This window comes from Pseudomonas chlororaphis subsp. aurantiaca (assembly GCF_013466605.1).
Classification (GTDB): domain Bacteria; phylum Pseudomonadota; class Gammaproteobacteria; order Pseudomonadales; family Pseudomonadaceae; genus Aquipseudomonas; species Aquipseudomonas chlororaphis_I.
In genome coordinates this window covers 6,270,287-6,282,775 of record NZ_CP059162.1, presented here as the reverse complement: position 1 = coordinate 6,282,775, position 12,489 = coordinate 6,270,287, and the positions used below count along the sequence as shown (strand labels likewise).

Genomic DNA, 12,489 nt, shown 5'->3' with positions numbered 1-12,489 from the left:
CGCTGAGTATAGGAAAAGATGGCAGCCATTCTAGGGAGCGTTGCGCACGTTAATAAGACGCAAAGTGTCGTCGTTTTGAATGATGAGCAATCAATATGGCGACTGAGCTTTACAGATTGACGAACTGCGCATGTCGCAGCGAGGGCAGGCCCTTCAGACGGGGTGCCCACGGTCGATCTTGCTGCTGAGGATGATCGAGGTGGTGGTCTTTTCCACGCCGTCGACGCTGCCGATCTGGTCGAGCAACTGGTCGAGCTGTTCCGGTGAATCGGTGCGCAGCCAGGCGACATAGTCGAATTCCCCACTTACTGCGCAGAGCTGCTGGACCTGGGCCATGGCGCTCAGGCGCCGCAGTACCTCCTTGCCGGAGCGCGGCTGGACCTTGATCCCCACATAGGCCTGCAAGCCGCCATCGATGACCCGCTGACCCAGGCGCACGCCATAACCGGTAATCACCCGCGCCTTTTCCAGCCGCGCCAGGCGCGAGGTCACGGTGGTACGGGCGATCCCCAGCTGCCTGGCGAGCATGGCCACGCTTTCGCGGGCATTGATCTGCAGGGCCGCGATCAGTTGGCGGTCGATTTCGTCGAGGACGGGAGGGCGGCTGTCAGACAAGGTGAACTCCGGCGCGGGCAACGGTGGCCGAGCATGTTACAGGCTAGCTGGGGGCGATGCTCGTGGCATGGCGTATTGGCTGCGGGTTGTGCTGTGACGGCTAGGCTCAATGGCACGGCTGAGATTTTTTGCCACGAATTGCCTGCGACAAGTTGTCATAAGTAACTGGTTAGTACATTCTCTCGCCACGTAAAGAATGGGAGAAATTTCCAACATGAATAATTATGGGGCTGCCACCGGCAGCAAATGGCTGTTGGGGGCGCTGGGGGCGCTGATCGCATTGATCGGCCTGGGGCTGGCCGGCGGGGGCGGGTACCTGGTCAGCCTGGGCGGTAGCTGGTTCTTCCTGCTGATGGGCCTGGCGATGATCGTTTCCGGGCTGCTGATCGCCCGGCGTAACCCGCGCGGCGCCTGGCTATACGGGGTGGCGCTGGTCCTGACCGCGATCTGGGCGGTCTGGGATGCCGGGCTGGAATACTGGCCGCTGGTTTCGCGGGCGCTGACCTTCGCCGTCATCGGCCTGGTGGTGGCGCTGATCTATCCAACCCTGGTACGTGCTTCGGGCGCGACCGCCGGCCGTGGCGCTTATGGCCTGGCGGGTGTGCTGGGTATTGGTATCGTGGCGACCCTGGCCTACATGTTCGTGCCGACCCATGTGGTCAAGGCCAGCAGCGAGCCGGCGATCAAGCCTGTGGCTCCAGGTACCGAGCAGAAGGACTGGGCCCATTGGGGCAACACCACCGCCGGCAATCGTTTTGCCGCGCTGGACCAGATCAACAAGGGCAACATCGACCAGTTGCAGGTGGCCTGGACTTTCCGCACTGGCGATATTCCGCAAAGCACTGGCGCGGGCGCCGAAGACCAGAACACACCCCTGCAGATTGGTGACACGGTCTATACCTGCACCGCCTACGGCAAGGTGTTCGCCCTGGACGCCGACACTGGCGCCGAACGCTGGAAGTTCGATCCGCAAGGCTCGGCGCCTAACTGGCAGCGTTGCCGCGGCCTGGGTTACTTCGATGCCTCCGCCGAGCCGGCTGCCGAGGCAGCGGTCGCTCCGGCCGCCTGTACCAAGCGTTTGTTCCTGCCGACCGGCGATGCGCGCCTGATCGCGATCAACGCAGAAACCGGCAAGCCGTGCGAAGACTTCGGTGACAAGGGCACGGTCGACCTGAAAACCGATATGGGCGAAGTGAAGCCTGGCTATTACCAGCAGACCTCGACTCCGCTGGTGGCCGGCAACGTAGTCATCGTCGGTGGCCGGGTAGCGGACAACTATTCCATCGGCGAGCCACCGGGCGTGGTCCGCGCCTTCGACGTGCGCAGCGGCGAGCTGGTCTGGGCCTGGGATCCGGGTAACCCGAACACCACCAAGCGTCCACCGGCGGGCGAGACCTACACCCGCGGTACACCGAACGTCTGGTCGGCCATGTCCTATGACGCCAAGCTCGGCCTGGTCTATCTGCCGACCGGCAATGCCACGCCAGACTTCTTCGCAGGCCAGCGCACGGAATTCGACGACAAGTGGAGTTCGTCGATCGTCGCCCTGGACGTTAAAACCGGTCAGGTGCGCTGGCACTTCCAGACCACCCACCACGACCTGTGGGACTTCGACCTGCCGGCGCAGCCGCTGCTGTACGACGTGCCGGACGACAAGGGCGGGGTGCAGCCGGCGCTGGCGCAAGTCACCAAGCAGGGTGAGATCTTCCTGCTCAACCGCGAAACCGGCGTGCCTATCGCCCGGGTGGAAGAGCGTCCGGTGCCGCAGGGCAATATGCCGGGCGAACGCTACTCGCCAACCCAGCCGTTCTCGGTGGAGATGCCGTCGATCGGCAACCAGACCCTCACCGAATCGGATATGTGGGGCGCGACGCCGTTCGACCAGTTGATGTGCCGCATCCAGTTCAAGGGCATGCGCCATGAAGGCGTCTACACCCCGCCGGGCATGGATCACGCCTTGCAGTTCCCGGGTTCCCTGGGTGGCATGAACTGGGGCAGCGTGTCGGTGGACCCGAACAGCAACTATATGTTCGTCAACGACATGCGCCTGGGCCTGGCCAACTACATGATCCCGCGCGCGAAGATCGCGGCCGGGGCCAGCGGTATCGAAATGGGTGTAGTACCCCAGGACGGCACGCCGTTTGGGGCCATGCGCCAGCGTTTCCTCTCGCCTGCCGGTATCCCGTGCCAGAAGCCGCCGTTCGGCACCATGTCGGCCATCGACCTGAAAACCAAGAAGCTGGTGTGGCAGGTGCCGGTCGGTACCGTGCAGGACACCGGTCCCCTGGGCATTCGCATGCACATGCCAATCCCGATCGGCATGCCGACCCTGGGCGCGTCCCTGGCGACCCAGTCCGGCCTGCTGTTCTTCGCCGGCACCCAGGATTTCTACCTGCGCGCCTTCGATACCGGCAACGGCAACGAAATCTGGAAAGCCCGCCTGCCGGTGGGTAGCCAGTCGGGGCCCATGACCTACGTTTCGCCCAAGACCGGCCGGCAGTACATCCTGCTGACCGCTGGCGGCGCGCGTCAGTCGCCGGACCGTGGGGACTATGTGATCGCTTATGCATTGCCTGAATAAGGGCTGATCCTGGCCTGACAGAAAAACCGCGCCTGGCGCGGTTTTTTTTGTGGCGGATACACCCCGTTGGTTCTTCTGCGACAGCTCAGCGATGAATCAGTTTGCCGAGTTCGTCGAGGCTGATGTTGGGAATGATCGAGGTAGGAATACGCGACGTGGGGGACAGGTTGTATACGGAAAAAACCTTGCCCATGACCTTGTCCGACATCAGCTTCAAGGACGGCAGGATCCGCGATTGCAAGTGCTGGTCCAGGCCGCAGGGTGACTTGAAGGTGTCTGGCGTTTCATAAAAGCGCCCCTGGGCAGGACTCAGGTCGACGCCCACCAGGATCGCTGTATCGAAGCCAGCGTGATAGGCGAGTTGCAGCGCCAGATAAGCCACAGTACGGGCGTCGAAGAAACCCAGTTCGAGATTCTTGCTGAAGCCGATGGTCCGGTTCCTGTTGCCCCAGAGCAGAGGAGGGCGCACCAGATCGCGGTTGCTCCTGAGCAACCGCTCCTTCCAGGTCTGTCGTGGCGCCTTCTTCAGCAGAAACAGCTCGCCGCGAGGCTGGATCGGAATCGTCCGGGCATGTTCTTCCCAGAGCGCTACCCGCTGACTGATAGCCATCGCCTGGGCGAAGAGTTCGGGTTGCTGGAGGGAGAAACTGGTGTCGGTGCAGGCATAAAAAAAGGGCTGAATGCCGGTCCCGCGGAACATCGAGATGGCCCCGTTCATGGTGATCATCGGGATGTTGGAAAAGGCCTCGATGGGGAAGTCCTTTGCCGAACTACCGGATGCAATGATGAAAACAGGGCCTTGCTGAATATTCCGGCAACGTGCGAACCCCGTTACCCGGCCAGGCGAAGGCGCCGTAGATACTACTTCCATGTGCTGTGTCCGAATCATCAGGCCACTCTGATTATTAGGGGTGGCTTAGGTGGTGCATCACGCCGGGGAAAGGACAGGCTCTCCCCCATTGATAGAAGTGCAGTCTAGGACCAAACGTCGGCCATGCGCGACTTCCGCGCGGTTATGACCGTGGCGGTTTTTAATAGTTGTGCGCTAGGGCTGATTTCTGGGAAGAAATGATCGGGGGCTTTGCCGGCCTGGCGGCCTGATCGAGGGATTTGCAGCGTTGTGAATACGCAAAAGCCGCGCAATGCGCGGCTTTCAAAGATGGTGGGCCCACACGGACTCGAACCGTGGACCAAAGGATTATGAGTCCTCTGCTCTAACCGACTGAGCTATAGGCCCTCAGTAGGCCGCGGATTATAGCGACGGTTTCTCGCCTGTGCTATCCGAAAAATCCGAAACGGGAAGGCTCAGAAAGGTCGCGGCGAATTCGTCGGCGCTCAGCGGCAGGCTGATGATGTAGCCCTGGATCTGCTCGCAGCCTTCGTTCCCGAGAAATACCTGCTGGTCATGGGTTTCCACGCCTTCGGCGATCACGGTGAATTGCATGCTGCGGCCCAGGGCGATGATGGCCCGCACGATTGCCACATCGTGCGGGTCATCCGGCAGGCCACGGACGAAAGATTGATCGATCTTGAGGAAATCCAGCGGCAGGCGCTTGAGGTAGCTCAGGGACGAGTAGCCGGTACCGAAATCGTCGATCGCCAGCTGAACGCCCAGGCGCTTTAGCTGGTGCAGGACCGCCAGGGCTTCCTCGGCCTGGCTCATGATGAAGTTCTCGGTGATTTCCAGCTGCAGGAAGCCGGGTTTGAGGCGGTTGTCTTTCAGCAGTTGCTCAATCCGCCCCAGCAGGTTCGGTTGGCGCAACTGGGCGCCGGCGAGGTTGACCGAGAGCGGGCCGAAGCTCTCGTAGCTCTCGTTCCACTTACGCAACTGCTGGCAGGCCTGTTCCAGCACCCAGTCGCCGATCTGCAGGATCATGCCGTTCTCTTCGGCCAGGGGGATGAAGTGCTCGGGCGGGACATCGCCGAAGGTCGGATGATGCCAGCGAATCAGCGCCTCGGCGCCTACCAGCGCCTGGTCGCCCAGCCTGATCTTGGGTTGGTAGTAGAGATGCAGCTCGTTGCGTTCGATGGCGCGCCGCAGTTCATGTTCCAGGGCCACGCGCTCGCTGGCCTGGGCGGTCAGGTCGCGGGTGTAGCTTTCGACCCGGTTGCGACCCTTGGCCTTGGAGCGGTACATGGCGGCGTCGGCATTCTTGACCAGCGTGGCCACGTCGCAGCCATCCTTGGGGTAGAGGCTGGTACCGATGCTGGCGCTGATGAAGAACTCGTGCTCGCCGGCCTGGAACGGCGCGGTGAAGCAGTTCAGCAGCTTGTTGGCGATGTGGTCGGCATCGCTGGGCTGCTGCAGCCCGGGCAGTAGGATGATGAACTCGTCTCCGCCCAGGCGGGCCACGGTGTCGATATCCCGCAGTTGCTCTTTCAGGCGTACGGCAATGCCCTTGAGCAGCAAGTCGCCGACCGGGTGGCCGAGGCTGTCGTTGATGTGCTTGAAGCGGTCCAGATCGAGAAACAGCACGGCTCCCTGGCCACCGTTCTCCTGCTGGCTGTTGAGCGCAGTCAGCAGGCGGCTTTCGAACAGGGTGCGGTTCGGCAGGCCGGTCAGCGGATCATGGTGCGCCTGGTAATCGAGCTTGGCCTGGGCGTGCTTGAGGCTGGAGATATCGGCGAATACCGCGACGAAGTGGGTGATAAAGCGGTCTTTGTTACGCACGGCGCTGATGGTCAGCCAACTGGGGTACAGCTCGCCATTTTTGCGTCGATTGCAGATTTCTCCCTGCCAATGACCTTCGGCGGTCAGCTGGTGCCACATGGCGGCGTAGAAGGCGCTGTCATGCAGGCCGGAAGCCAGCAGGCGCGGGGTGTGGCCCAGGGCTTCGGTTTCGCTGTAGCCGGTGATTTCGGTGAACGCCCGGTTGACCGCACTGATGTGCTGCTGGGTATCGGTGATCAGTACGCCTTCGGCGGTGCTCTCGAACACGGTGGCGGCCTGTTGTAGCTTCTCCTGCATCAGGTGGCGCTCGGTAATGTCGCGGGCGATGGTCAGCATGCAATCCTCGTCGCCGATCGGCAGCGGCCGGCTGGAGAGCTCACAGAGGCGGATCTGACCGTCATTGCGGCGAATGTGGCAACTGAAGTCGCGCACGAAACCATCCCGCTGCAGCAGGTCGAGCATCTGCCGGCGTTCGTTGAGGTTGACCCAGATGCCTAGCTCCAGCGTGGAACGGTCGACGGACATGGCGCTATTGAAGCCGGTGATGCGGCTGAAACCTTCGTTGACCTCTATTAGCAAGCCGTCGCGCTGGCGGCTAAGCAGCAGGCCGTCGGGCGAGGCGTGAAACGCCTTGGCGAACTTCTCTTCGGAGGTTTGCAACTGCTGCTGGGTTTCCTTCAACTGAGTGATATCGCGAACCACCACGACCAGGGCGGGCGTGGTGTCGAGGTCGAAGGGTTCGGCGGAGATCAGTCCGGTGAACAGCTGGCCATTGCTACGCCGAAAGGGCATCTCCAGGTTACGGATACTGCCGGCCTGCAAGCGCTGCAGCAGACCGGGGCCGACGCCCTGGATACCCCAGATGTTCAGCTCGGTGGCCGTTTGACCGATGACTTGCTCGGCACTCAGGCCGATCTGCTCCTCGAACGCCTCGTTGACCTCCAGCAGGCAACCATCCGACAGGCGGGCAATGACCAGGATGTCCGGGCATTGTTGGAAAACCGAGGCGAATTTCTGTTCTGAGAGCTGCAGGGCCTCTTCGGTGCGTTTGGTTTCGCTGATGTCGATCATCAGGCCGCGCATGATCGGTTCATGCCCATGCTCGATCAGGCTGACGATGTCGCGAACCCACAGGCAGCGGCCATCGGCAGTGATCACCCGGTAATCCAGGCTGTGATCGCGTCCGGCCAGGACCTCGTGATCGCAGAAGTGCTGGGCGCGCGTCAGGTCGGCGGGGTGAATGATGTTTTTCCAGAACCCGGGAATCAGCCAGTGCGAAAGGGGATAGCCCAGCAGTTGCTCGGCATGGGGCGACACGTAGCTGTAGGTGAAGTCGCTGATGCGGGCTTCCCAGGCGATCGCCGAAAGGCTTTCGACCAGGCCGCGGTAATGGTATTCGCTGCTGCGCAGCTCCTGTTCCAGCGCCACGCGCCGTGCGATTTCGGAGCTCAGCCGGCGGTTGATGCGGATCACCGCCGCCAGCACGGCAAACAGCAGGAGCAGCCCTGGCAGACCATAGAACAGCAAGTCCGACCAGAACGAACGATGGTCGAGTACATTGCCCACCCAGCGCTGCTGGATTTCGTTGACCTCCGCCGGGCTTATGTCGGCCAGCACCTTGTCGAGAATGCTTACCAGTATCTTGCTGTCGCGGGGGACGCCCATGGCCAACTGATAGCGGTAGGGCGTTTCGCCACTGACATAGAGCCCGTCCAACTTCTGCCGCCGCAGGCTCCAGACACTGGAGGCCAGGTCGCCGACCACGGCATCGACCTGATTGAGGGCCAGTGCCTGCAAAGCCGAACTCACATTGGGCAGGGCGACCAGGTTCAGGTCTGGATGGTGGGTGCGCAGCAGTTCGTGGGGGGCGTAATTCTCCACGACGGCGATCTTCAGGCCGTACAGGTCCGGGAGCTTGCGAGGTTGCGCGCCGCCTTTATGGGCCAGGATCACGATGGGGAAATCGAGGTACGGGCGGGTGAAAGCCAGGTAGTTTTGCCGCTCCGGGGTCGACATGATGCCCGGCAGCAGGTCCAGCTTGCCCTTTTTCGCGGATTCGAGCACTTCGCTCCAGCTGGCGGGCTCTATCGGCTTGAGCGTGATCGCCAGGCGATCCTGGATCAGGTGGATATAGTCCGCCGCAAGGCCCTGGTAGCGCCCTTCCTCATCGCGATATTCGAAGGGTGGCCATGATGCATCGACGCCCAGGCGCAACTCCGGATGAGCGGAAAGCCAGCCTCGTTCTTCATCGGTGAGCGTCAGTGCGCCGGCCGTTGCGGTCCAGGCGAGCAGCGACAGCATCAGCACGGTCGGCAGTCTGGGCATAACGGTCTCGTTATGGCACGGGGGAATGTTTCGAGTGTAGACGGGCAATCCGCAGGGAGTGAGGCGCGGGGAGTTTTAAACTGCACAAAACAAAACCCCCAGCAGGGCTGGGGGTCTTGGTATTACTCGTCGAGGAAGGAGCGCAGGTGCTCGCTTCGCGTCGGATGGCGCAGCTTGCGCAGCGCCTTGGCTTCGATCTGGCGAATCCGCTCACGGGTAACGTCGAACTGCTTACCGACTTCCTCGAGGGTGTGGTCGGTATTCATGTCGATGCCGAAGCGCATGCGCAGTACCTTGGCTTCACGGGCAGTGAGGCCGGAGAGTACTTCGCGAGTCGCTTCTTTAAGGCTCTCGACGGTGGCGACATCGATTGGCGACTGCATGGTCGAGTCTTCGATGAAGTCACCCAGATGGGAGTCTTCGTCATCACCGATCGGGGTTTCCATGGAGATCGGCTCTTTAGCGATCTTCAATACCTTGCGGATCTTGTCCTCAGGCATTTCCATGCGTTCGCCCAGCTCTTCCGGAGTCGGTTCGCGACCCATTTCCTGCAACATCTGCCGGGAAATACGGTTGAGCTTGTTGATCGTCTCGATCATGTGCACCGGAATACGAATGGTGCGGGCCTGGTCGGCGATCGAGCGAGTGATCGCCTGACGGATCCACCAGGTGGCATAAGTCGAGAACTTGTAGCCGCGACGGTATTCGAACTTGTCTACCGCTTTCATCAAACCGATGTTGCCTTCCTGGATCAGGTCGAGGAATTGCAGGCCACGGTTGGTGTACTTCTTGGCGATGGAGATCACCAGGCGCAGGTTGGCTTCGACCATCTCTTTCTTCGCGCGACGGGCCTTGGCCTCGCCGATCGACATGCGACGGTTGATGTCCTTGATCTCGGCGATCGTCAGGCCGGTCTCGGTCTCGAGCGCGGTCAGCTTCTGCTGGCAACGGATGATGTCCGGCTGCAGGCGGCCGATGGCTTCGGCGTACTTGGCCTTGCCTTTGGCCAGTGCGTCGGACCAGCTTTCGTCCACTTCATTGCCAGGGAACTGGCGCAGGAAGTCGGCGCGTGGCATGCGGGCATCACGAACACAGAGCTGCATGATCGCGCGCTCTTGCTGACGCAGGCGATCCAGGGCGCTACGAACACGTTCAACCAAGCCTTCGAATTGCTTCGGAACCAGTTTGATCGGCATGAACAGTTCAGCCAGGGCCAGCATTTCAGCCAGGGCTTGCTTGTGTTCGCGACCGTGCTTCTTCAGCGCCTTGCGGGTGATTTCCATCTGGTCGGCAACGGCGCCAAAGCGCTGGGCTGCGATGACCGGATCCGGACCGCTTTCGGCTTCTTCTTCGTCGTCACTGGCTTCGGCGTCATCGTCGTCGGTGTCGTCGTCCGCTTTTGTGGCCTTGGCATCGACAGGCGGTGGTACTTCGGCGGCAGGCGGCGCAATGCCGTCGTCCGGGTCGATGTAACCGCTCAGGACGTCGGACAGGCGGCCACCTTCGGTGGTGACGCGAGTGTATTCGGAGAGGATGTGCTCAACCGTGCCAGGGAAGTGCGCGATCGCGCCCATCACCTCACGGATGCCCTCTTCGATACGCTTGGCGATTTCGATTTCGCCTTCACGTGTGAGCAGCTCTACCGTACCCATTTCGCGCATGTACATACGCACTGGGTCGGTAGTGCGACCAATGTCGGTTTCCACAGCCGCCAACGCTGCGGCGGCTTCTTCAGCTGCAGCTTCGTCAGTATCGGCTTCGGCCAACAAAAGGGCATCCGCATCCGGAGCACTCTCGAATACGTTGATCCCCATGTCGTTGATCATGCGGATGATGTCTTCCACCTGTTCCGGATCTGAAATATCCTCCGGCAGGTGGTCGTTGACCTCCGCGTAAGTCAGGTAACCCTGCTCACGACCACGGCTGATCAACTCTTTGAGGCGAGACTGCTGTTGCGCTTTTCCGGACATAACACCCTATCCACTGAAGGTCTTGGCGGGCAAAAAACAAGCCGAGGATTATACCCGAGCTATGACCTCACGCGCCAGTTGAGGTCGGGTTTGATGCGGGAACATTTCGTTTTAGAAGCTCAAGTAGCTGAATTTTTTCTTCGCCACTCAACTCGCTTTGACGCGATTTCCTGAGAAGTTGTTCCAAAACACGCTCACGTTGACGAGCGGACAAGCTTTTAATGGTGTCGAAAAACTGTTGTTCAAGGTTATCGCCCTCAATCAACCACTCCTTTTCTGCCAGCGCCTTGATCAGGCGGCCCTGTTCGGTGCCGTGCCAGCGCGCCATCAGCTGATGAATAGAGCGTAGCTTAGGATTTTTCTGCACGGCTTCGATCAGAGCGACCAGCAACTGGGTATTGGTGTTGTCGTCGGCGGCGAAATGCCCGGCGTCTTCAACTTTCTCGGCCAGTTGCGGGTGATGCAGCAATGTTCGAAGGGCTGACAGTGTTGGGGGTTCGACGGCGGCCGGAACGCGCGGGGCACGTGGTTGATCACGATCGCCGTTACGCTTGCCCTTTTTGTCCCAGGGTTTGTTCTCCCACTTCTTGCCGCCCGCGCCGCTTTTCTTCGGCGTCCATTCCTGCTGTGGCACGTAGGCTTCTTGCGGCTCGTGGTAGTCGACATAGTCCGGTATGCCGTCGTAGTCGATGCCGGCGTCGTACACCGGAGGCGCTTCTTGTGGGGCGCTGTGCACCAACTGGTTGACGGTCTCGTTGTTGAGTCCGGTAATTTCACTGAGGCGCTGGCGCATCAGGGTCCGCAGGTTGGCTCCGGGGACCTTGTCGATCAACGGTGCAGCAAGAGTGGCCAGGTGGGCCTTGCCCTCGAGCGAGCGTGGATCCGCTTCGTCGGTCAGTTGCTGGAAGAAATAATCGGCCAGCGGTTGAGCGTGTTGATTGATGCGTGCGCGAAAGGCGTCTGTACCCTCGGAGCGCACCAGGGTATCCGGGTCTTCGCCTTCGGGAAGAAACAGAAAGCGCGCCCGGCGACCATCCTGCAGGCTGGACAGGGTCGCCTCCAGCGCGCGCCAGGCGGCCTTGCGTCCTGCCTGGTCGCCGTCGAAGCAGAACAGGACACTGGGCACGATGCGGAACAGGCGCTTGAGGTGTTCTTCGCTGGTGGCGGTGCCCAGGGTCGCAACGGCGTTACGCAAGCCCTGTTGGGCGAGGGCAATCACGTCCATGTAGCCTTCGACGACGATGATTTCGTCGAGGTTGCGGTTGTTCTTGCGAGCCTCGAACAGGCCGTAAAGCTCCTGGCCCTTGTGAAACACCGGGGTTTCCGGCGAGTTCAGGTATTTCGGCTTGTCATCGCCCAGTACCCGGCCACCAAAGGCGATGATCCGGCCGCGGCTGTCGCGGATCGGAAACATCACTCGGTCGCGAAAGCGATCGTAGCGTTTACCGGTTTCGGCATTTTCGATCAGCAGGCCGGCGTCGATCATGGCTTTCTGTTGCAGGGTGTCACTGCTCATGTGCTTGAACAGGTTGTCCCAGCCGGGCGGCGCAAAACCGAGGCCGAAATCGCGGGCGATCTCGCCGGTCAGGCCGCGTCCCTTGAGGTAGTCGACCGCTGCCTTGCGGGCTGGATGGCTTTTCAGGGCTTGGCGATAGTAATCGGCGGCGGCGGTCAGCAGCGGGTAGAGCGGCGAATCGGTCGGCTGCCGGGGTTTGTGCGAGCGGCCGCTTTCCTCCCGCGGGACTTCCATGCCCGCGGCTTTGGCCAGTTCCTCGACCGCCTGGGGGAAGTCCAGGTTGTCGTGGTCCATGATGAAGCCGAGGGCGTTCCCGCCCGCGCCACAGCCGAAGCAGTAGTAGAACTGCTTGTCGGGGCTGACGCTGAAGGAGGGGGTTTTTTCTTTGTGGAACGGGCAGCAGGCAGTGTAGTTCTTGCCGGCCTTTTTCATCTGCAGGCGCGAGCTGACAACATCGACGATGTCGGTGCGGTTCAGAAGGTCGTCAATAAAGCTCTGGGGAATCAGCCCGGCCATGGCGTTCTCGTCATCACTGCGCGAAAGAATTGGACCAATGCGAAGGCTTCGAAAATGGGCTGTTCGAGACGCAACGGCTGCGCGTTCGACCATCTGTCGTCGGCTTGATCGCTATCGGGAAGTGTATCTGCCGAAAGTCCACTGACGTTAGTTTCAATCAGTCTTCGACTATTTGAAGATATTGCTCTGAGTCCGACAGCTCTCGGATGGCTCATAAGCGGGCGCTGGAGAAGGGCGCCTTGGGCTGAGTCTGTTGAGGAATCAGAATAAAAGTGTGCTCGTCAGTAGCCTTGGA

General features: G+C 61.0%; 6 protein-coding genes and 1 tRNA gene. 1 reads left to right on the top strand and 6 read right to left on the bottom strand.

The genetic code is table 11. The annotated features are described in order from the left end of the window. Nucleotides 1-153 precede the first annotated feature (153 nt). Nucleotides 154-615 carry an Lrp/AsnC family transcriptional regulator gene (locus tag H0I86_RS28825; RefSeq protein WP_009051175.1) on the bottom strand — a complete coding sequence of 154 codons (462 nt, stop codon included), beginning with the start codon at nucleotides 613-615 and terminating at the stop codon, nucleotides 154-156. A gap of 214 nt (nucleotides 616-829) precedes the next feature. On the opposite strand from H0I86_RS28825, the gene H0I86_RS28820 reads away from it, so the two are divergent. Beyond that, nucleotides 830-3,196, top strand: a complete 2,367-nt coding sequence (locus H0I86_RS28820; protein WP_180923030.1) for a glucose/quinate/shikimate family membrane-bound PQQ-dependent dehydrogenase — start codon at nucleotides 830-832, stop codon at nucleotides 3,194-3,196. An 85-nt stretch (nucleotides 3,197-3,281) separates the two neighbouring features. Here the strand turns inward: H0I86_RS28820 and H0I86_RS28815 are convergent, their stop codons facing one another. From H0I86_RS28815 to dnaG, 5 genes are all read right to left on the bottom strand, one after another. Continuing rightward, nucleotides 3,282-4,085, bottom strand: a complete 804-nt coding sequence (locus tag H0I86_RS28815; protein WP_180923029.1) for a WaaZ-like lipopolysaccharide core biosynthesis protein — start codon at nucleotides 4,083-4,085, stop codon at nucleotides 3,282-3,284. Between the two features lie 271 nt (nucleotides 4,086-4,356). Next, a tRNA-Ile gene (locus tag H0I86_RS28810) sits at nucleotides 4,357-4,433 on the bottom strand. Between the two features lie 15 nt (nucleotides 4,434-4,448). Next, complete coding sequence (locus H0I86_RS28805) at nucleotides 4,449-8,192, bottom strand: bifunctional diguanylate cyclase/phosphodiesterase (protein WP_180923028.1); 3,744 nt, start codon at nucleotides 8,190-8,192, stop codon at nucleotides 4,449-4,451. A gap of 122 nt (nucleotides 8,193-8,314) precedes the next feature. Then, nucleotides 8,315-10,162 (bottom strand): RNA polymerase sigma factor RpoD, encoded by a 1,848-nt coding sequence (gene rpoD, locus H0I86_RS28800; protein WP_180923027.1) that lies wholly within the window; start codon nucleotides 10,160-10,162, stop codon nucleotides 8,315-8,317. A 67-nt stretch (nucleotides 10,163-10,229) separates the two neighbouring features. Then, nucleotides 10,230-12,194: a DNA primase gene (gene dnaG / locus H0I86_RS28795; protein WP_180925929.1), complete on the bottom strand. Its 1,965-nt coding sequence runs from the start codon at nucleotides 12,192-12,194 to the stop codon at nucleotides 10,230-10,232. Between the last annotated feature and the right edge of the window lie 295 nt (nucleotides 12,195-12,489).

Coding starts and splice junctions, on each gene's coding strand:
- dnaG (WP_180925929.1), bottom strand. CDS start 12,194: ATGGCCGGGCTGATTCCCCAGAGCTTTATTGACGACCTTCTGAACCGC.
- H0I86_RS28820 (WP_180923030.1), top strand. CDS start 830: ATGAATAATTATGGGGCTGCCACCGGCAGCAAATGGCTGTTGGGGGCG.
- H0I86_RS28815 (WP_180923029.1), bottom strand. CDS start 4,085: ATGATTCGGACACAGCACATGGAAGTAGTATCTACGGCGCCTTCGCCT.
- rpoD (WP_180923027.1), bottom strand. CDS start 10,162: ATGTCCGGAAAAGCGCAACAGCAGTCTCGCCTCAAAGAGTTGATCAGC.
- H0I86_RS28805 (WP_180923028.1), bottom strand. CDS start 8,192: ATGCCCAGACTGCCGACCGTGCTGATGCTGTCGCTGCTCGCCTGGACC.